The 20,168-nt window shown below is 62.2% G+C and carries 16 protein-coding genes and 1 pseudogene; 15 read left to right on the forward strand and 2 right to left on the reverse strand.

What is annotated here, in order from left to right; all coding sequences use genetic code 11:
• Positions 1 to 317: 317 nt before the first annotated feature.
• On the forward strand, positions 318 to 749 hold the full coding sequence (locus tag RT424_RS12150; RefSeq protein ID WP_313438287.1) for a YbaY family lipoprotein: 432 nt from the start codon (positions 318 to 320) through the stop codon (positions 747 to 749).
• Between the two features lie 98 nt (positions 750 to 847).
• Here the strand turns inward: RT424_RS12150 and RT424_RS12155 are convergent.
• Positions 848 to 988 (reverse strand): annotated as a pseudogene (locus RT424_RS12155) (IS5/IS1182 family transposase); the annotation flags it as partial.
• A gap of 99 nt (positions 989 to 1,087) precedes the next feature.
• Here RT424_RS12155 and RT424_RS12160 point away from each other — a divergent pair.
• On the forward strand, positions 1,088 to 1,339 hold the full coding sequence (locus RT424_RS12160) for a hypothetical protein (RefSeq protein ID WP_313438289.1): 252 nt from the start codon (positions 1,088 to 1,090) through the stop codon (positions 1,337 to 1,339).
• Between the two features lie 23 nt (positions 1,340 to 1,362).
• Here RT424_RS12160 and RT424_RS12165 read toward each other — a convergent pair whose 3' ends face one another.
• Positions 1,363 to 2,274, reverse strand: coding sequence for a histone deacetylase (locus RT424_RS12165; protein ID WP_313438291.1), 912 nt, complete (start codon positions 2,272 to 2,274; stop codon positions 1,363 to 1,365).
• 263 nt (positions 2,275 to 2,537) lie between these two features.
• Here RT424_RS12165 and RT424_RS12170 point away from each other — a divergent pair, with 263 nt between their 5' ends.
• The 13 genes from RT424_RS12170 (at position 2,538) to RT424_RS12230 (ending at position 20,143) form a co-directional block, all read left to right on the forward strand.
• Positions 2,538 to 3,713, forward strand: a complete 1,176-nt coding sequence (locus tag RT424_RS12170; protein ID WP_313438294.1) for a TetR/AcrR family transcriptional regulator — start codon at positions 2,538 to 2,540, stop codon at positions 3,711 to 3,713.
• A gap of 127 nt (positions 3,714 to 3,840) precedes the next feature.
• Positions 3,841 to 6,126 (forward strand): TonB-dependent receptor domain-containing protein, encoded by a 2,286-nt coding sequence (locus tag RT424_RS12175; RefSeq protein ID WP_313438297.1) that lies wholly within the window; start codon positions 3,841 to 3,843, stop codon positions 6,124 to 6,126.
• Positions 6,127 to 6,182: 56 nt separating this feature from the next.
• Positions 6,183 to 6,995: a hypothetical protein gene (locus RT424_RS12180; RefSeq protein ID WP_313438300.1), complete on the forward strand. Its 813-nt coding sequence runs from the start codon at positions 6,183 to 6,185 to the stop codon at positions 6,993 to 6,995.
• Between the two features lie 374 nt (positions 6,996 to 7,369).
• Positions 7,370 to 7,897, forward strand: a complete 528-nt coding sequence (locus RT424_RS12185) for a sigma-70 family RNA polymerase sigma factor (protein ID WP_313438302.1) — start codon at positions 7,370 to 7,372, stop codon at positions 7,895 to 7,897.
• 72 nt (positions 7,898 to 7,969) lie between these two features.
• Positions 7,970 to 8,920, forward strand: coding sequence for a FecR family protein (locus RT424_RS12190; RefSeq protein WP_313438304.1), 951 nt, complete (start codon positions 7,970 to 7,972; stop codon positions 8,918 to 8,920).
• 195 nt (positions 8,921 to 9,115) lie between these two features.
• Positions 9,116 to 11,533, forward strand: coding sequence for a TonB-dependent siderophore receptor (locus RT424_RS12195; RefSeq protein ID WP_313438307.1), 2,418 nt, complete (start codon positions 9,116 to 9,118; stop codon positions 11,531 to 11,533).
• A gap of 3 nt (positions 11,534 to 11,536) precedes the next feature.
• Positions 11,537 to 11,794, forward strand: a complete 258-nt coding sequence (locus RT424_RS12200; protein ID WP_313438310.1) for a hypothetical protein — start codon at positions 11,537 to 11,539, stop codon at positions 11,792 to 11,794.
• Between the two features lie 431 nt (positions 11,795 to 12,225).
• Positions 12,226 to 12,570, forward strand: a complete 345-nt coding sequence (locus RT424_RS12205) for an energy transducer TonB (protein WP_313438313.1) — start codon at positions 12,226 to 12,228, stop codon at positions 12,568 to 12,570.
• A gap of 204 nt (positions 12,571 to 12,774) precedes the next feature.
• On the forward strand, positions 12,775 to 13,269 hold the full coding sequence (locus RT424_RS12210) for a sigma-70 family RNA polymerase sigma factor (RefSeq protein WP_313438316.1): 495 nt from the start codon (positions 12,775 to 12,777) through the stop codon (positions 13,267 to 13,269).
• Positions 13,270 to 13,360: 91 nt separating this feature from the next.
• The gene (locus RT424_RS12215; RefSeq protein ID WP_313438318.1) at positions 13,361 to 14,380 is read left to right on the forward strand and encodes a FecR domain-containing protein; all 1,020 of its coding nucleotides are present in this window, start codon (positions 13,361 to 13,363) and stop codon (positions 14,378 to 14,380) included.
• 241 nt (positions 14,381 to 14,621) lie between these two features.
• Complete coding sequence (locus RT424_RS12220; protein ID WP_313438321.1) at positions 14,622 to 17,663, forward strand: TonB-dependent receptor domain-containing protein; 3,042 nt, start codon at positions 14,622 to 14,624, stop codon at positions 17,661 to 17,663.
• Positions 17,664 to 17,777: 114 nt separating this feature from the next.
• Positions 17,778 to 18,554: a Slam-dependent surface lipoprotein gene (locus RT424_RS12225; protein WP_313438324.1), complete on the forward strand. Its 777-nt coding sequence runs from the start codon at positions 17,778 to 17,780 to the stop codon at positions 18,552 to 18,554.
• Between the two features lie 134 nt (positions 18,555 to 18,688).
• Positions 18,689 to 20,143 (forward strand): porin family protein, encoded by a 1,455-nt coding sequence (locus tag RT424_RS12230; protein WP_313438327.1) that lies wholly within the window; start codon positions 18,689 to 18,691, stop codon positions 20,141 to 20,143.
• The last annotated feature ends 25 nt before the right edge of the window (positions 20,144 to 20,168 follow it).

Genomic DNA, 20,168 nt, shown 5'->3' on the forward strand with positions numbered 1-20,168 from the left:
TCCCTCGGACTGCGCCAATGGGCTCATGGGTTCTGATCAATGCACCTTGGTATAACATCGGAAATGCCGGAAACGATCAAAAATGAATCGCCCACCGCTTCTTATATGAGTAAAATTAGAGAAAGTTCAACGCCATATCCAATCCGCGTTCACGATTTCAGAACGATTGCTATAAACAATTCGTCGATTGAAGTGTCCAGGATGTTAACCTTCGGGCTGCCATCTGGATTTCCGTGCGGTTTAGTTGCGCCGCCTCCAAATTGATTGTATCGCGAGAGCGGAACGGCAATACCAAAGCTCAAGGGGCAGGGAGAATCATGAAGCGGCTCTATTTTCTTCTCCCCCTAGTCGCCGCGCTGACGGCTTGCGAAACCACTACGCACGGAACAGGCTTGCACGAAACGGGCGCACCGAACGGGATCGTTACGCTGTCAGGACGGGCCACATATCGCGAACGGATTGCACTGCCGCCGGATGCGCACCTCTCGGTCGCCATCAGCGACGTAAGCCGGATGGATACTGCTGCGACAGTCATTGCCTCGACCGAATTCGCTACGGAAGGGCGGCAAGTCCCCCTGCCTTTCGCGCTCGATTACGATGCGTCGAAAATCGATCCCCGCGGCCGCTACGCCGTGTCGGCCCGCATCACAGATGGCAGCGGACAACTGATATGGACGACGGACACGCATACGGCTTTGCCCGCGCCAGGACAGGCAGCGGAACTGATGATGGTGCGCGTTCAACGCTGAACCTCGGCGATTGCCAAACTCCGATCTTCTTGAGCCAGCCCCCCCCGCACATTCGAACTGGTATGAGTGAAGCCTGGGGTCAGGACTCGTTGATCACGCCACACGATGACGATTGCGGCGAGCGCGATGGCGGAGAAGAAGACAGCGGGCCAGCGATCGTAGCGAATGGCAACGCGGCGCCAGTTTGTGAGGCGGCCGAAGGTGATCTCGATGCGGTTGCGACGTTTGTACCGGCGCTGACCGTCCGGTTTTTGCAGCACTCTCGCCAGGCTTTTGGAGTTTTGCGCGTTTTGGCATTCAGCCTTTGCATTCGTAAGAACCCGCGGTAGTCGCGCAATATGATGAACATTCCCTGGGACCAGCCCGCAACGCTGATCGATCTGGATGGCAAGACGCCGGTGATCGGAGTGATGCTTGAATGCGTGATGCACTTCTCGCTTTTCAAGCCTTTCGCCAAGGAGCAGGCGCGCATCCTGCTGACGCGGCCCGTGTTTCGCGAAGGCCGTAAGACCCGCACCTGGATTCTCAATCCAGACGAGATCGAAAAGCTTGTCGAGCGGCTCAACGCCGAGAGGCAGGGCGCCCAGTAAACCCGCCCAGGAATCCCCTTCGGTCAGGCGGCATCCCTCGCGTTGATCGTGGCGGAAAGAGCGAGGATCGTGCGCGCGTGCCGCAGGGCCACGGCTTTGCGGTCCGCGCCGTAGCCACCGCCCAGCGTGCTCGCCAATGGAATGCCGCGCCGCTTCGCCTCCGTCGCTACGAAGCGATCGCGGTCCGAAAGGCCCTCGTCGGTCAGGGACAGCCGGCCAAGCTTGTCGTCCCGATGGGCATCGACGCCTGCCTGCAGCAGGATCAGTTCCGGCACGAAATGATCGAGCACCATGGGGAGTGATCCGGCGAGAGCGTCCAGATAGTCCGCATCGCCCACTCCATCGGGTAGTCCGATATCCAGCGACGAGCGCGCCTTGCGTGTGGGGAAGTTCTTCTCGGCATGAATGGAAAGCGTGAAGATGTCGCAGCGCCCTGCCGTCAGGGCCGCAGTGCCATCGCCCTGGTGCACGTCGAGATCGAGGATCAGGATACGCGAGACGTCGCCTTCGTCGATCAGCCTGTTGGCGGCGAGCGCCAGATCGTTGAACACGCAATAGCCCGCGCCGGTATCGGCCAGGGCGTGGTGGCTGCCGCCAGCGGAATTTGCGGCATACCCGTGCCGGAGCGCCAGCTTCGCCGCGAGCCATGTTCCACCGGGAGAAAGCTGCGATCTCCGGGATATCCGTTCGTCGATCGCAAAACCGATCCGGCGCTGCTTGGCAGTCGGCACCGAGCAACCGATGACTTCGTCGACATAAGTCGGGTCATGGACAGCCTCGAGCCATTCTCGCGGCATGACTTCGGGCGTATGGACCGTCATCGGTACGCCGCTTTCGCCCAGCGCACGCATGACCAGCGCATACTTGTCATGTGGGAAAGTGCCCGTATGTTCGGCTTCGACCACGTAACCGGGATGATGGACGACGTTCAGCATAGCCTTGCGGGTAGAACGCCAAGGCGCGCGGGTCGAGCAGCATTAATGGACGTAGGGCGTGGCGATTTCAACCAAGGCAGCCGTTCAGTTGCAGACCACCCGGTCTCCAGCCGCTGTCACCCCGAAGAAGCCCTTCGACTCTGCTACGGGAATGTGGCTTCACGCTGGAACCGGTCATTTACACCCTCACTGGTATGACAACGTCGGCATTCTGGTTCGAAAGGGCAGTGGACTAGAGTGCAGATGGCGATATGCCATGCGGCATGGCAATTGAAAACCCATCCAAGTCACTAGCAAAACATTTGGAAACGCAGCGCATTGTCGACGCGGCCCGTAGCGTGATCGCCATGAAGGGCATCGGAGGCATGAGCTTGCGCAATGTCGCGGAAGCCGCTGCCACTTCAGCGGGTTCGATCAGCTATCGCATCGGCGATCGTGCAGCATTGATTGCTGCCGTGCTGGATCGTGAGATCGAACTGGCTGCCACGGCACGTGCGGAATGGAGCGAGCGGGTCGGCGGTCACGACCCTGTGGTGAGTGGTATCCTGCCAGATCTCATCTGCGAATGGCTGGATCAGGGGGCAGGAACAAGGCGTACGTCAGCGATCGTCCTATGCGAACTGGCATTAACGGCCGGACGTGAACCCCAGTCGCTCCCCGCTATTTCGGCCTTGTTCGAAGAGACGGAAGGACTGTGGCGCGATCTGCTGTCTCGTTCGGAACAGGGGGAGAAGCTGGCGCGCCTCATCGCTCGATATTGTTTGGATGAACAGGTCTTTTCCATCCTTCTGGCAGACGAGACGGATTATCGTTTGCTGCGCCATTCGACTATACGCGGCATGCTGCGAAGTGGCGGCGTCAATGCAGATCCAACCGCTACTCAATGGCATATGGCGCTGGTCGAGCGTTTGGCGATACCGGCGGCGACGGCCTTCGATGAAGTATTTGCCGTTCCGTCCGGATCCAAGGGCGTCATTGCCGAAAAGATCGCCGACATCGTCGTGGAGCAAGGGGTGGGCGCGTTGTCTCACCGTACCGTCGCCCAGGCGGCGGGCGTCGCGACCTCCAGCGTGGCACATCATTTCCCGACCCATCGCGATATCCTGTTCGCAGGGGTGGAGGCAGTCTATCGTCGAATGCGCAGCCAGATTCATACCGCTGGCGCGCGCTCGGGTAATGGCGACATAATCCGCCTGACTCACGAATGCGCGCTGTCGGCCCTGACCGACCCGGCGTTTCGCCCTTTCGCCATCGATATGCGCCGCCGCCGCGCGGAGAACGTCCATGCCTTGTATGCCCAGTGGCTTGGCATCGCGGAGAATTCCGATCGCGCATGTGTGCAGGCGATGGTCATGGCCTCGATCGGCAGTGGCCTGCGCACAATGGCGGAACATACCGACTGGCCCGATATGGAGGAGCTGATTGCGGGTTTCATATAGGCCGTACACCTGTCTCGAAAATACGATTATGTGAGGTATATATACAGTACGAATGTCTCAAAAGAGTCACTGAGCCGCTCTAGGAGCTCCCCCTGAAGACCCCCGGTCAACAGGACGGAGCCCTCCCATGTCTGCTATCCATCGCAAGCGTACGATCCACCTTCTCTCGACGATCCTGGCCGGGGCGGTTGCGCCCTGCTGGGCCTTTGCCGCGCAAGCCGAGGAGGTTGCCGTTGCTGACGACGCGCTTCCCGAGATCACCGTCACCGCAGAGCGCCGCGCCGAAAGCAGTCAGAAGGTTCCCCTGGCGATCCAATCGATCGACGGCGAGACACTGGCCAAGATCGGCTACACCTCTGTCACCGACCTGCAATATACGATGCCGGGCGTGCAGTACGATCCCACCCAAGGCGCCGCGTTCCAGATCCGGGGCGTCGGCAGTACCTCGTTCGACTTTTCGAACGCCAAGTCGGTCAGCGTAGTCGTCGATGACGTGGTGATGGACGGTCAGCGCGCCAATGGCCTGACCGGCCTCGTCGACATCGACCGCGTCGACGTCCTGATGGGGCCACAAGGAACGCTGTTCGGCAAGAACGCCACTTCGGGCGTCATCGCGGTGAGCACCACGAAGCCCAAGCTGGACGAATGGTCGCTGCGCGCCAGCGCCAGCTTCGGTGAACATGACGAGCGTATCCTCAACGCCACCGCCAACGTGCCGCTCGGCCCGATCGCGGCCTTGCGCGTGTCCGGTTTCGACCAAGCCTTCGACGGTTTCGGCCGCAACGTTACATTGAACCGAAAGGTCGGGTCGCAGCACGAGTACGGCGGTCGCGCGCGACTCTATCTGGAACCTTCGGATAGTTTCAACCTGGCGCTTTCGGGCGACTATGCCTATCACTGGGACAGCAGCGTGCGCACGCCCGTTTCCGGTCAGTCCGCCGCGGTTACGGCGATCCTCAACGAACTGGGCGTCTATCCTGGGCCTAAAAGTGCAGACACGGCGGATTCGTCCTTCGGCCAGATCGTCACCGAGGAGTGGGGTACCTCTCTGCGGGCCGACGCCAAGCTGGGCAATCATGACCTGACCTCGATCACCGCCTATCGCGCCACCCGCTACGACAACTGGACGCCGGCAAGCCTGACGCCTTACGATCGCTACGCCTACATCCCCTTCAATCTGGGCCAGCTCGACACAGATAAGTTCAGCCAGGAAACCCATCTGGCATCGCCCACTGGCGGTTTCGTGGAATATCTGGTCGGTGCCTTCTACAACCGCCTGCATGCGCGGCAAACGCAGTTGCAGTGGTCCACCGGCGGGCAGCCGCTTTACGACAGCGCAGGCACGCCGCTGCCCACGCTGATCGCGCTGACGGGCGCGATTGGAGAGAACGGCAATGCCTCGCTATTCGATTCGGTGAACGAAACCATGGCCGCTTTCGGCCAGCTGAAGTTCAACTTCACCCCGCGCCTCGCCCTCACGCTGGGTGGCCGCTACACGCACGACAACAATTCCCAGAGTATCGACTACATCACCATCAACCCTGAACCGATCGCAGGATATACCCCTGCCTTCACCGCTTCGAGCGCAGCACCAGCCTACGATTTCGGCCGTGTGAAGGGCGACAATTTCTCGTTCCGCATCGCGCCGACGTATCAGGTTGCCGACAACGTCATGCTCTACGCAACCTATTCCACCGGCTACAAACCCGCAGGCATCGCTTTCGTCGGCAACAAGTACGCGCCTTATCAGGACGAAACGGTAAAGGCCTGGGAAGCGGGCATCAAATCCGAGTGGTTCGGCCGCCGCCTGCGCTTCAACCTCGATGCGTTCCGGTCGGACTTCAAGGACTTCCAGGCGACGATCCTGACGCAGATCCCCGATGGGGCGGGCGGAACGATAAACGCCACCGTCATCGGCAATGCCGGCGGCCTGCGCACCCAGGGTATCGAAGGCAGTCTGGTGGTCCAGCCCATGCGCGGCCTGCAGCTGTCTGGCGCGGTAACCTACACCGACGCCAAGTTCACCGATTACGTCTATAACGCCACGACCAACTACACCGGTTCGCGACTGACGAACGCGCCTGAATGGTCGGGTACGGCGTCGATCGATTACGATCACGAATTCGACTCGGGCCTCGGCTTCAAGGCCCATGCCGACTATGCCTATCGCAGCGAGTACTGGACCGTCGTGGGCCAGCCCGCCTATTCCCACGTTCCGGGCTATGGTCTCGTGAACGGTCGCCTCGGTGTCACGCTGCCCAATCGCCCGATCGAGGTCGGCGTCTACGCACGCAACCTGTTCGACAAGTACTTCTCGACCGGATGGCAGCAGTACGGCGTACTCGGCCTGCTGCACTACACCTCGCCCAATGCGCGCCGCACGGTCGGCGGCTTCGTTAACGTCAGCTTCTGAAACCAACACGGCCGGGCCGGGCTACCGACCCGGCCCAGCCGTGACCGGAGACTATTATGACCACACGCCGTGCGTTACTCGTCGGGGCGCCCACCGGCCTCCTGGCTGCTCAGGCCACCTTTGCGCCTTCCGCTTTGGGGGCCGCTCTGGGCGTTGCAGGCGCCGGGAGCGATGCCGAGGCCCTGGAGCGACTGATGGTAAAGACGCTCTATGGCGAGCTGGGTGATCAGGCCGTTGCTCGACAACTGGCCGCGCATCTTGCCGAGGCGGGATTTCGCTGGAAATATCCGACATTCCCGGTGCGCGAAGCCGACAGCGTCGTCGCCTATAGCTTCGGCTATCGTTCGCCGACCGGAAAGGTCGACCCTGATACCGGGCTTTCCGACAGCGGGGAGGCACCCGAACCGGGACCGATCAATGCGCTGCTGGCCGATGCCGTTTATGCCATCTCGCGCGCCCGCGCCGTGCGCGTCTATGCGCAGTGGGAAATCGCGCAGGTCCTGACGCGGAAGCATGGAATGAAGGACGTCGTCTCGATCCATCCCATCACGGGGCCGGATGGCAAAACGATTTACCTGAGCACCGATGGCGTCGCCAAGGAAGTGGTCGCCCGTGCCGGTTCCGCGCAGGCATTGGGCAAGGTTGCCGTTGTCGGTCACCGCGACCACATCAAGCGCTGCGTGATCGTCTCTCGCGATAATGGCATGAACGCATCTGTCGCGCGCGAGGTGCCGCTGCCGGTACAATACGATCCCGAGTCCGCTCAGCCATGGACGCGCCGCCGTGATGCCTATCTGCTGACCGACCTCGTTGCGCAGCTGTCCATCATGCGCAACCGCGTCATCGCCGAACTCGGCGCCAACCATTGATCGGAGGTGATACTGCCCCTTGAACGGCAAGATTTGGACGGTTCCTGCCCTGTAGTTATAAACCTGTCTTCATTGCCGAAAATCCGATGTTTCTGAAGACGCGAACCGGACTGAGGCGCTTTTTGCACAAACAGCGCCGATTACGGTCGGCCCGGCGCGCAAACGTCGCGCGCCGCAGTCATTGGTAAAGGGATAGAAGTCGCTCCGCGTAGCGCCTCAGATCCGCAGATAGAGGGTTTTGCGCGATCGGCGGTACCAGTCTGACGGATCCACACGTCGGGCTATATGCAGTCCGCTCTTGCGAATAAGTCGCAACTTGACTACGGGGCGCTCTCGTTTGGCGACAACGCCTGGGGATCGGAAAGCCTGGATCGATGGTGGACAATAGTGCCGAGGATATGGACGCGCTTGCCCGCGAGTTCCACGGCACGCTCGTCAATCATACGCGCAAGCTGATGCGCGGGGCACCGGAGGCGGAGGACATAGCTCAGGAAAGCTGGGTGAAAGTCTCCAATGGGATATCGAACGGCGGGCCGATTGCGAATATCCGTGGCTATCTCCTTAAAGTCGCCCGCAATCTGATGATCGACCATCGGCGTCGGGAAGCGCTGGGTGTCGAGACATGGGCGCCGGATGACGTCGTCGCCCGCATAGCCGATCCGCGCCCCAGTGCGGAAAAGCAGCTCATCGTACGGGAAGAACTGCGCCGCATGGACGCGATCATTGCCGCAATGCCCGCTCGCCCACGCCAGGTTTTTCGGTTGTCGCGCTTCGAGGGTCTGTCTTTCGCGGAAATCGGCCGCCGACTTGGTGTCTCGCGCCAGACGGTCCACGATCATATGACCAAGGCGCTGGTTGCCATTCAACTGGCCGCTGACACCGAATTTGACGACAGAGCCTGACAATCGTCATCCTCGCTCGTCTAGGGGTTAGTGCAAGGTGCGGTGGACGCACGGCAATGGGAATCTACGTGCGTGAACCGACGTCTTAAACCCGATCCGCTCGACCGGCTGGACCCGGCGGCCAGGGAAGCCACGCGCTGGTTCGTCGCGTTGCACGAAGACCCTGCCGACACAAGCCAGCGGGCCGCTTTCGAGGCATGGCGCAGCGCCGATCCCGAAAACGGCGCGGCCTACGACCGTCTGCAACGATTGTGGGGCGCTTCCGGCCATTTGCCCAGTCTTGCTCGCCTGGACGCTGCCCATGATCGCCGCGCCGTTCTGCGCGGAGCGGGCAGCTTGGCGCTTGTAGGGGGTGTGCTGGCAGGAACCGGCCGCGTAGTACTCGGTCCACATCCCTTGGCGGATTACACCACGGGCATCGGAGAACGGCGTACAGTAGCGCTTGGCGATGGCTCGTCCGTTGAACTTTCGACAGGTTCCGCGATCTCCGTCGCCTTTACCGGCCACCAACGCCACATCCACCTTCATGACGGCGAGGCATGGTTCAAGGTTGCTCGCGATCCAGCACGCCCTTTCGTCGTCGAAAGCGCAGGCGGCACCACAACGGCGCTAGGCACCGCTTTCGCTGTGGCGAGCGATGGCAAAAGCGGTCTTGTCACCGTTACCGAGCATAGCGTTCGCGTAAGGGCTTCAGGCCGTTCGACAGATCTACGCGAAGGCCAGAGTTGCCGTTACGGCGCCGATGGGCCGTCCAATCCGGCTGTATCGGACCCGACTGGGCTGGCATGGCGGCAGGGACGGCTGGTCTTCATCTCGCGCCCGCTCCGCGAAGTCGTGGCTAAGCTGGACCGCTGGCGATCTGGCAAAACCTGGATCATGGATGACAAGCTGGCCACGCAACGCGTTACGCTGATGATCGATGCCAGCAAGGCCGATGACGCATTGATCCAGTTGGGCGGCAGCCTGCCCATGCGCATTACCCAGCTGACACCGCTGTTGACGCTCATCCGATCGGCAGCCTGAAAATAATTATCATTAGCATACCTGACAATCGTGAAACCCGCCCGTCTTCCTTTGTGTGGGCGCTGCGAAGCGCTGACGGGAACGACGTGAAGCGGGGATATGAATATGACGATGAAGCAACGGCGGACGGCTGGGGCGATCCGGAGGGCAGCACTGCGCTGTGCTATTTCGGTGATGACGCTGGCTACGATTCAGATGGCTGCCCCTGTGGCGCAGGCCCAGACGGCAGGGACGGTTCGGTTCGAGATTGCACCGCAATCGCTGGGCGCAGCGCTGGCAGCGTTCACGGAGAAGACCGGCATCACGCTTGCCTATGGCGGCACCTTGCCGGAAGTTGGCTCCCAGGGCGCCAGTGGCACAATGTCCACTCCAGAAGCTCTGTCGCGAAGCCTTGCCGGATCCGGTCTGACTTTCAGGTTTACAGGCGCCGCGACGGTCACCCTCGTAGCTGTCCCGCAGGCTTCGGCCAGTACCGTTCAACTTGGCCCTGTGCGGGTCGAAGGGGCCGAGACCGCCGATCTGACAAGCCTGACGGACGACCCTATTGCGTCCGAGGGCACCCAATCTTACGCCGCGCGTGGCGCAAGTATGTTCAAGGGTGACCAAGCGCTCAAGGAAATCCCGCAGTCCGTCACAGTGGTGACCCGCAAATTTCTCGATGACCTCAACCTCAACACCGTCGAACAGGTGCTGGAAAAGACACCCGGCATCACCGTCGGGGAATCGCCCATGGGTGGCCGCTATTTCTATTCGCGCGGCTTCCAGATGAGCGGTCAGGCCGGTCAATATCTCTATGATGGCGTGCCGCTGGACGTTGGCGGCAATTATGTTCAGGCCAGCAGCTTTAACGCCGACATGGCGCTCTATGACCGCGTGGAAGTCCTGCGCGGCACGGCCGGCATGCTGAGGGGCGTGGGCAACCCGGCGGGCACGGTGAATTTCGTGCGCAAGCGCGGTACCTATGAACCGACCTTTTCCGGCACGATCCAGGCTGGATCTTGGAACAATTACCGCGCCCAACTGGACGCCAGCGGCCCTCTCAATGCTTCGGGCACGCTGCGCGCCCGTGGGCTTCTGGCCATGCAGGAGCGGGACTATTTCTACGATATCGGGCAGCGCGGCGACCGGATCGCCTATGCGGCGCTCGACTATGACGTATCGCCGGACACGACGCTGGGCGCCGGCATTTCCTATGAAAAACTGAACGCCACGCCCTGCTTCCACGGATTGCCGCGCTACAGCGACGGCAGCGATCCGCATCTCGACCGCTCCACCTGTCTCGGTATGAAATGGAACCGCTGGAAGAGCGAGCGGACGACGCTGTTCGCCGATCTCACGCACAGGTTCAGCGAGGATTGGACGTTCAAGGCATCGGCCGTCTTCAGTCAGAATGACCAGGACATCAAATATGCCTTCGCCGAAGGATCGATCCCGCTGGGCAGCACGACCGCGCCGCTGGCGCTCTATTCGGGCCTGTTCGATTACGACCATCAGGATTACGGCGTGGATGCCTTTGTCGATGGCAAGTTCCGCGCCCTGGGTCAGGAGCATCAACTGATCGTCGGGATCAACGCCAGCCGTTCCAAGCATGATGATCGCTGGGCGCTGATCCGCATGACCGAAACGCAGGACGCCTTCCATCCCGTCAGCAACGTCGCCGAACCGGACGACAGCTATTATGCCCCCAATGCCTATCGCGGCGGGGCGGTGCCCGACGTCAGTACCAGCAAGAATTTTGGCATGTACGCCAACCTGCGGATGAAGGTCGCGGACCCGGTCACCATCGTGCTGGGCGGCCGGTTGAGCTGGTACGATTATGAGCGGGAGAATGCGGCCTTCTGGGGTGTCCATTCCTATCGCCATGTAAAGGACAATGCGAAGTTCACGCCGTTTGCGGCGGCGATTTTCGACGTGACACCCAACGTGTCGTTCTACGCCAGCTATGCGGAAATCTTCACGCCGCAAAGCGATTATGAAACGGAATCGGGCAATCCGCTGAAGCCGGTGACGGGAACCAGCTATGAGCTGGGTGTAAAGGGTGCATGGTTCGACGATCGCCTGAACGGCGCGATCAACCTGTACCGGACCGACCGCCATGATCTGGCCCAGACCGATTATGCCTCGTCCTGTCCCGGCTCTTCGGACGGCTATTGCTATATCAATTCGGGTGATGTTCGGGCCGAAGGATTTGAGGCGGAACTGAACGGCCGGGTGGCGCCGGGGCTGGAATTGCAGGCCGGGTACACCTTCACCAAGACCAAGATCACGCGAGACCTTAGCGATGCGAATGAGGGAACCGTCTTCAACGGCCTGACGCCGCGTCATCTCCTGCGGCTGTGGGCCAATTATGAAACCGGCAGGTTCAGTGTCGGTGGCGGCGTTACCGCACAATCCAAAATCTACACGCTCAATCGTGGAACGAGGATCACGCAGGGCGGATATACCTTGTGGAATACGCGCGTTGGCTATGATCTCAGTGAGAGCTGGAATGTCGCTGTCAATGTCAACAACCTGTTCGACAAGCGCTATTACCAGACGATCGGCTATACGACCTATGGCAGCTATTATGGCGAACCCCGCAGCTTCATGGTGACGCTGCGCGCGAAATACTGATCGATGATTGACCGGGTCTGTCAGCGCTTCAGCACTGGGGTTTTCCTATCGTATGGCCTGGGTTCGGCGGCGAGCATTTTGCTCGCCGCCATTCTGCCGCTTCCGCGCGGCGGCGCAGTCATGGCCGGGACGATGCCGGGCCATGCGCAGATGATGCCCGTCATCCTTTGGTGTTCCGCTACGGAGCGGCTCCTGCGGATGGCGCTGATCCTTGCCGGTGTGATGCTTGCAGCGCCCCTCCTTGAAGGCCTGACCGGATGACCCTCAACCTGTCTCATTTCCAAGAACTGCCCGTACAACATGCTGGGCCTGCGAGACCGGCAATCGCTGCTGTCCACTCGCAACCGCCAGGACGCTACTCCGATCAACCCATGTCGTTCGGCACGCGCCTGTTCGGCTTGGGCGGGGTAGCGTTGGTCGTTATGGTTATTATCAGCGGAGCTTTGTTCACATGGACGGTATTCCATGTCCCGAAAGAGGCCACGCATCTCAGCGTCTTCAACGTAGCGCCTCCCGCCGCCCGCCCCGAATCTCCGAGTGAGAAGCCGCCCGGCCCGGAACAAGAGCGGAAGGAGCACGCTGAACCGATTTCTGACAGACCTGTCATTCCCGCGCCGCAGATCCAATTGCCCAGCCCAGACCTTGTGCCTGCTCCAATCGTAAAGCCGATTGTTGATCCTGGCCCACCAGTGATGGAGACGACTGCGCCCGAGGCCAAGCCCGAACCGCCAGCACCGCAGGCTAGCAATGCCAAGCCGACATGGGAGGGCTTGGTCCTCGGCGCGCTCAACAAGGTGAAGCGCTATCCCCGCCGGGCCGCGATGCTCCGCCAGCAGGGCGTGCCCTATATTCGCTTCGTCATGGACCGCGAGGGCAAGGTGCTGTCCTCCCGCATCGAGCGGTCGTCGGGCTTCCGGTCTCTGGACGACGAGGCGGTATCGCTTCCCAAGCGGGCGCAGCCGCTGCCAAAGCTCCCTGCCGAGGTGAAGGGCGACAGCATCGAACTGGTCGTACCGGTAGAGTTCTTCATGCGCTGACGGAGACTGCGCACCGGCCGCTGGTTATCAACTACGCTGCCTCGGCATAAATCCCCCTATATCGAGGCTTCGGTTTCCCATGATCTTGTGCTGAATGCGAAAACACTTTTGCGATTGGTTCGCAACAACTGATCTGCTATTGGCCCGGAAATGGATAACCCCTTCGGGAGCAAAGCAGAATCGCAAAGGCCTGATCATCTCGGGGTGTTCACGAAGAACCGTCCCGCTCTCATCCGATACGCATCGACGATCACCCGCGACATCGGATTGGCCGAGGACATCGTGCAGGACGCGTGGGCCCGCTTCATCGCTGCCGCCACCATCCAGACGATCCACGAACCCGACCGCCTGCTGTTCCGGATCGTGCGCAATCTCGCGCTTGACGCCAGACGCCGCCGCGCTTTCGAAAGCCGCCTGTTCGCGCAGGACGAAACCGATGCTGCGCAGCGGATCGCAAGCGACATGCCGTCCGCGCAAGCCAGCTCGGAAGCCGCGGACGAACTCTCTCATGTCATGGACGCCGTCTCCCGCCTGCCCGAACGAACGCGACAGGCCTTCCTCCTGAACCGGGTCGAGGGGCTGACGTTGGTCGAAGTCGGCATGCGGCTCGGGCTGTCCAAGAGCCTCGTTCATGAACTGGTCGTTTCCGCACTGGAACACTGCCGCAAAGCCCGCCGACAAGGAGGGCCACGGCGGTGATCACATTGTTCCGGAAAAATTGCGGCATCATTCGTCTTCCAGATAACGAGAGAAAAAACTTCGGACATTCGACGGGAAAGACGCAAGTTCCATGATCAGCGAAGACGGGAACATGAGCGCCCCGGACCGGCAGACACTCGACCGGGAGGCGCTGGAATGGCTGGTACGCCTCGACGACCAGCCGGGCGACGACGCCGTGCACGCCGCTTTCGATGCATGGCTGGACTGCAGCCCCGCGCATCGGGCGAGCTGGGATGCGGCGCTCGATCTGGCCTGTGCGGTCGAAACCGCGTTCCCCTCGAACAGGGTTCCTGACAATGCGCCTGCGCACGATGCGGTAGTTTCGGACAACGTCTGCAAGTTCCCGCAGCGGACCGACCGGCGCGGTTTTTCCTACCGGCGCTGGGGTCTGGTCGGGGGACTTGGGCTTGCCGCCTGCCTTTGCCTCGCGCTCGCGCCGGACATGGCGCTGCGCCTTCGCGCACAGGAAATGACCGGCGCAGGCGAAGTCAGATCGGTCGCGCTGGACGACGGCACCCGCGTGACACTGGCGCCGGACAGCGCCTTGTCCTTCGACATCGACGGCAAGGCGCGATCCGCACACCTGCTGCGCGGCCGCGCCTATTTCGACGTCGCGCACGATAAGTCGCGTCCGTTCAGGGTCATGGCCGACGATACCGTGGTCACCGTATTGGGCACGGCGTTCGAAGTGGACGGCCTTTCCGCCGATGCCGCCGTGGCCGTGCGCCGCGGCATCGTCGCGGTCGATTACGCCGGACATGGTCCACGCACCGTGCTGCACCGGGGCGAGACGGTTGCACTCGCAGCGGACGGCCGAGCCGAACGCGGCGCAATGCGCGCGGAACGCGTCGCTGGATGGGTGGAAGGCCGGATGTTCGTGAAGGACCGCCCGGTCGGCGAAGTGCTCGATGCGCTGCGCCCCTGGTACGAAGGCTATATGGTCGTTCGAGGGCCAGGGCTGGCTTCGCGCCGGGTGACAGGAATCTACGACCTTCGCGATCCCGACGCGGCCTTGTCGGCCCTTGGGAAAGCCCATCCCATCCGCGTCAGGCGTCTCACCCCGTGGCTGAAAATCGTCACCGTGGAGTAAGCCAGCCCCTCCAGATTTCATGATTTTTTGTTTTAAATCATGACGTTATAAATTTTCTAAATTTTCTTCCGGAAATGCCTCTCGCCCATCCGTCAATGACATATGCGAATGCCAATCATTAGCATTTAGCATGCGACATTCAGATGTAGGGAGCGACAGTGTGATCTCGGGGGGACAGTACGGACGGACAGGGCACGTCCGAGCTATTGCAGGAATTCTGCTGGCAACGGCTTCGACAAGCGTGCTCGCATGGCCGAGCGTGGCAGCGGCACAGACGGGTGCGGCACAGGCCTTTCGCAGCTTCGATATCCCGGCACAGGCGCTCGACGAAGCGCTGATGGATTTCGGCAGCCAGTCCGGCCTGCAGGTCAGCATCAACGCCTCCGACCTCCAAGGCCAGCGCAGCGCAGGCCTTCGCGGCAAAATGTCCACAGAGGACGCACTGGCTCGGCTGCTGGCAACGAGCGGGTTCACTTTTCGCATCGAAGGCAACGTCGTCACTCTCGCCCGCGTGCGACAGGCCGCCGCCGATGCGCCCGCTGAGGCAGGCGCCGTGAACCTGGGTACATTGCGGGTCGAGGCGCAGAGCATCGAGGCTACTTCGGAGACCGGTGCCGAGCGCGATGCCCGCCGCAAGGATGCCGTCTACGATGCGGACATGTCCTCGGTCTACGCGGGCAAGGACGAGGTGGAGCGCTACAAGGGCGTCAACACCGCCGACGTGCTCAAGGGCATGGTCAACGTCTACAGCGGCGATGCCCGCAACGGCGGCGCCATCGATCCCAGCATTCGCGGCATTCAGGGCCCGGGCCGCGTCCCCGTCGTGATCGACGGCACCGAACAGGCGCTGACCGTCTGGCGCGGCTACAACGGCGCCAGCAACCGCAGCTATATCGATCCCAGCCTGATCTCCGGCGTGCAGGTACTCAAGGGGCCGGTCTCGGCGCGCGGAATCAACGGATCGACCGGCGGCGCGGTGGTGATCAACACCCTCGATGCCGACGACATCCTGCAACCGGGCCAGAGCTTCGGTTTCGAACTGCGGCTGGAAGGCGGCAACAACTCCACCAACCCGCGCCTTCCCACTCTGCTGACGGGGCAGAACTACAACGACGTGCCGGGCTTTCTCTGTTCGACCGGGGGCTCTCCCACCTATCCTTATTGCGATTCCTCGCTGCGTGTGAACCTGCGCACTTCGGAGGACAACGAGAGCTTCTCCTTCGGCGACCGCGCGATCCGGCTGGCTGCGGCGGGCCGGGTCGGCGATCTCGACCTGATGGGCGCCTATGCCTTCCGCGAGCGCGGCAACTACTTCTCGGGCAAGACCGGCGCACGTTATTACCAGCAGGAAGGCCTGCCGCAGAACGCCGATACTTACGTGCGCATCCTCGGTCTCAACTACGAGCCGGGCAACGAGGTGCCCAACACCTCCAGCGAACTGGAATCGGTGCTGCTCAAGGCCACATGGCACATCGCCGACGACCAGGCCCTGCAAGTCGGGTTCCGCGACAGCCGCACCAAATTTGGCGAAATCATGCCTTCGCGCATCATGACCACCGACGGTAATTATTTCGGCAATATCCAGTGGCCGCTGAGCAAGGTCCATGCGCAGGCCTACAACGCCGAGTACAAGTGGCAACCCGGAAGCCGCTGGCTGGACGTTCGTCTGACCGGCTGGCTTACCCACACCGTCAGCGACACCTACAGCTCCGGCGGCTTCCCGAATTCGGCATCGATCGCCGATCCCATCATCATCAACAGCGCGATCATGAACGCCCGCAACGATCGCTTCGGCTTTACCGCCAGCAACCAGTTCGCCCTGTCCGACACGCTCAGCTTCCTGCTCGAAGGCAACTGGCAACACGAGAAACTGCGTTCGGACGACGAATATTCGAATGCTGCCGCCAATGGCTGGCGCCAGTTGCCCCGCGCCGGTCGGCGGGAGGAATACCGCATCAACTTCAGCGGCGAATGGAAACCCACTCGCTTCCTCAAGTTGAACGCAGGGCTGGCCTATTCCGGTTACCGGGCAAAGGACGACTTCCTGCCCAAGTACATCGAACTGCAAGGTGGTTCGGTCGACCGGTTCTTAACTGAAAACTACTCGACGACCTACCAGACCTCGGAATATGGCGCGACCGCCTACGAAGCCTATCTGCGCGAACGCTATGGCGCCACCAATGCCAGCCAGGCGGTGATCAACCGGCTCGTGGCAACCGCTCTGGCCCGCTACAACGCCAACCCGACCACGTTCACCTGGACGCGCACCGGCGCCGACTGGAACGCCGACGCCAACGGCAACTACAACCGCGCCGACAACATCTGTCTCAACGGTTCGCTCGACAGCCTGGCCACCTATGTATCCGGTTCCTGCGTAGCCGGCCCCAATCTCGTCTCCGTGCCGGTCAACGAGGCCAGGCGCAAGTCCGGCCATGGCTGGACGCCTACGGCATCGGCCACGATCACCTTCAGCGATAGCAGCCGGGCCTACGTGCGTTATGCCGAAGCGCTGCGCTTCCCCAGCATGTTCGAAAGCACGATCGGCTTCGCGGCCTCGATCAACCCGCTGGCCAACCTCAAGCCCGAACGCATGCGCTCATGGGAAACCGCCTTCGTCCAGGACCTGCGCCCGCTACTGGGCCTCGGCGGCGAGGATCAGCACGCCGACATCAAGCTGACCTGGTATCACAACACCACGCGCAACGTGATCGAGCGCGATACCAACCTGATGTTCACCAACCTCGACAAGCAGGTGATCGCCGGGTTCGAACTGCAGGCTCGCTTCGACAACGGCCGCTTCTTTACCGACATCAGCGCCGGACACATGACCACCAACAAGGCCTGCGACGAATCCATCGCGACCCAGCTCGATCCGTCGCGCGGGCGCGTGCCGGACTGTGTCAAATATGGCTTCCTCGCCGGCTTCCTGCTTACCCAGGCAACGCCCGAGGACTCGGTGAACTGGACCGTGGGCGGACGCTTCCTCGATCGCCGGCTGGAGCTGGGTGGACGTCTCATCTGGTACAGCGCCTACGACAATCCGCAGCTGGGCGAATTCACGCAGGATAACGACTGCGTGGGCGGGTGCGCGCTCAACATCCCTTATACCTGGGGTGAGATCATCACGCTCGACGCTTACGCCAAGTTTCGGATCAACGCGCGCTTCAGCGCCGAGCTGACCGGGCTCAACCTCAACAACCGCTATTACCTCGACCCCCTGTCACGCTCCATGCTGCCCGCTCCGGGCAGGACGGTGCGACTGAGCCTGACGGGGAAGTTCTAAACAAAGTTTCAGGGCCGCCGCCGCGTCCAGCAATCCTGACAGACCCGGACAACGACAGCGACCCTGGATCGATGCGCCTGACGATCAGGCGCACCAACACGCAGGAGAAGTAGAATGAAATTCTCTCATCTCAAGGCCCTTGGTCTCTCCCTTGCACTTTCCGGCGCCATGGCGGGCACTGCCCATGCCCAGATCGTCGGTGAATCCAGCGACACCACCAAAGTGAAGATCGGCGTCAGCACGGTCTCCGCAGGCTCGATCCACGTCCCGGGGCGCGTGGGCATCAACGTGCCCAGCATGCTGCCCACCCAGTATATCGACTTCCAGGGCCTCCAGGGCATTCTCGGCACCGATGCGAACGGCGTGACCAGCTTCGTCAACACGACGCAGGCCACCACCGACCACTCGAAGTATGGCCGCTTCGATTACGCCAAGGTCGGCTCCCATGACGTCTACTATGGCGAATGGTCCCAGACCGGCAGCGCCACGGCGGGCGATCACACGGTCTATTACGGCGGCACCGGCGCCACTGCCGATGCCAGCGTACCCACCAGCGGCACCGCCACTTACGCCGTCAAGGGCATCAGCAACTACGCCTCCAGCGGCGCGCAGCTGACCGGCAACTTCACCGCCAACTTCGGCGCCGGTACCCTGACCGGCTCGATCCAGAACGCCGCGCTGAAGGTGGACATCGGTACCGCCGACATCGTCGGCTCGCAGGTCATCGGCCTCGGCACCGCCACCGCCTCGAACGCCTCCACCAGCGCGACGCTGGCATCGGGCGGTGACGTGAGCGCCCAGTTCTTCGGCTCGGCCGCACAGGCACTGGCAGGTGCCGCAACCTTCGCCGGCAGCCGCCAGTACGACACCGCTTTCGGCGGCACGCAGTAACCCCGGCGGCCTGAACAGGGAGACGGGGCCGGGCCATCCGGCACAAACGGTCCGGCCCCGTCCGCCCGACAACCTCTTTCGAACGAGACATGGCGCATCACCGCACATCCTTTCGGCTGCTCCTGTACGCCGGCATGGCAGCAATGCTGCTGCCCGCCCATGCGGCGGCGCAAAGCGCGAGCGATCAGGACACCCGCCTGCGCCTCGACCAGCAGGCCGACGTGCAGCAGCGCAAGGCCGAACGCGAGCGGCTGAAGGATGCCGAGGATTGGGACACCGTGCCCACCTCGCTGGAACTGGACGGCACCACTTACGTGGTCGGCGACAATGTCGACGACATGGGCCGCGCGCTCTACATCGCGATCGGACGCAAGCAGTGGCGCGACGTTCGCCGCTTCCTCGCCGCCTATCGCCGCTATCCCGATCACGATCCGATGCTGGTGCTCAGCGCCGAAGGCGCACTTGCCCGAAAAGACGGAAAGCTGGCCGAGGCCGAGCGCCGCTACCGCGCACTGCTTTCGCTCAGCCCCGAGTTCATGCCCGCCCGTCTGGAACTGGCGCGCGTGCTGTTCGAGAACCGCAAGGACCGCGAGGCAAAGCGCGCCTTCGAAGACATACGCCGTCTGCTTGCATCGCAGGGCCAGCAGACGCACGGCGTTCTCGCCACCGTCGATGCCTTCCTCGGCGCCCTGAAGCAGCGGCGCGGCTGGCAGGGCAGTTTCGCGCTCGGCCCCGGTTACAGCAGCAATCTCAACCAGTCCTCGGCCAGCTATACCTGCCTGCTGGCCGCAGCCGATGGATCGTGTCTGTTCGAGCGCAAGGTGCCCGATCCTATCCGCGCCATAGGCCTCAATTTCGAAGGCACGCTGGGCCGCACGCTGCCGCTGTCCGGGCATAACGCGCTGCGGGCCAGCGCCTTGCTGTTCGGCGATATCTACCCGCAGCACCACGACTATTCGCAATCGACGCTGATGCTGCGGGTCGGCTACCAGTACCAGTCCGCCCGCGACACCCTGACGCTGTCCCCCTCGCTCGATCTCGGCACTTTCGGATCGGCGCTGCTCTACACGGCGCCGGGGGGCAATGCCCTGTGGCAGCACGTGCTCTCGCCAAGGACATTGCTGCGGATCGAGGCGAACTACCGCGACTACCGCTATCGCCAACGCGTGTTCCGTTCGCAGGACGGAGGCATGACGGACCTGAGCCTGACGGCCTGGTACGCGCCCTCCCCCGGCTGGAGCCTGTTCGCCGGGCCGGATTTCGCCATGAAGGATGCCCCCGCCAAGGTCGATGCCTATCGCCAGTGGGGCGCTCGGCTGGGTGTGAACAAGACTTTCGGCAAGGTGGCCAGCCTGCTGCTGATCGGCTCCTGGCGCCACCGCGACACGCGTGCCTTCAACGAGGTGTTCGCTGCCCGCCGCCGCGACGACCAGTACAACGCCACCGCCATCGCCCGTTTCCCGGCGCTGCGATTGGCAAGGCTCGTCCCCGAATTCGTGCTCCAGCACACCCGCGTCGAAAGCACAGTCGACTGGCTCTATTCCTACCGCCGCACGAGCGCGAGCCTGCGTCTCAGCCGCACTTTCTGAAAACCACCCTGCAACAGGAGACCAT

It is taken from the genome of Novosphingobium sp. (assembly GCF_032093395.1).
In the GTDB taxonomy this organism is placed as follows: Bacteria; Pseudomonadota; Alphaproteobacteria; order Sphingomonadales; family Sphingomonadaceae; genus Novosphingobium.

What these genes read in the sequence shown, in the direction of transcription:
- RT424_RS12150 (WP_313438287.1), top strand. Translation starts at nt 318, where the DNA reads ATGAAGCGGCTCTATTTTCTTCTCCCCCTAGTCGCCGCGCTGACGGCT.
- RT424_RS12160 (WP_313438289.1), top strand. Translation starts at nt 1,088, where the DNA reads ATGATGAACATTCCCTGGGACCAGCCCGCAACGCTGATCGATCTGGAT.
- RT424_RS12165 (WP_313438291.1), bottom strand. Translation starts at nt 2,274, where the DNA reads ATGCTGAACGTCGTCCATCATCCCGGTTACGTGGTCGAAGCCGAACAT.
- RT424_RS12170 (WP_313438294.1), top strand. Translation starts at nt 2,538, where the DNA reads ATGGCAATTGAAAACCCATCCAAGTCACTAGCAAAACATTTGGAAACG.
- RT424_RS12175 (WP_313438297.1), top strand. Translation starts at nt 3,841, where the DNA reads ATGTCTGCTATCCATCGCAAGCGTACGATCCACCTTCTCTCGACGATC.
- RT424_RS12180 (WP_313438300.1), top strand. Translation starts at nt 6,183, where the DNA reads ATGACCACACGCCGTGCGTTACTCGTCGGGGCGCCCACCGGCCTCCTG.
- RT424_RS12185 (WP_313438302.1), top strand. Translation starts at nt 7,370, where the DNA reads ATGGTGGACAATAGTGCCGAGGATATGGACGCGCTTGCCCGCGAGTTC.
- RT424_RS12195 (WP_313438307.1), top strand. Translation starts at nt 9,116, where the DNA reads ATGGCTGCCCCTGTGGCGCAGGCCCAGACGGCAGGGACGGTTCGGTTC.
- RT424_RS12200 (WP_313438310.1), top strand. Translation starts at nt 11,537, where the DNA reads ATGATTGACCGGGTCTGTCAGCGCTTCAGCACTGGGGTTTTCCTATCG.
- RT424_RS12205 (WP_313438313.1), top strand. Translation starts at nt 12,226, where the DNA reads ATGGAGACGACTGCGCCCGAGGCCAAGCCCGAACCGCCAGCACCGCAG.
- RT424_RS12215 (WP_313438318.1), top strand. Translation starts at nt 13,361, where the DNA reads ATGATCAGCGAAGACGGGAACATGAGCGCCCCGGACCGGCAGACACTC.
- RT424_RS12225 (WP_313438324.1), top strand. Translation starts at nt 17,778, where the DNA reads ATGAAATTCTCTCATCTCAAGGCCCTTGGTCTCTCCCTTGCACTTTCC.
- RT424_RS12230 (WP_313438327.1), top strand. Translation starts at nt 18,689, where the DNA reads ATGGCAGCAATGCTGCTGCCCGCCCATGCGGCGGCGCAAAGCGCGAGC.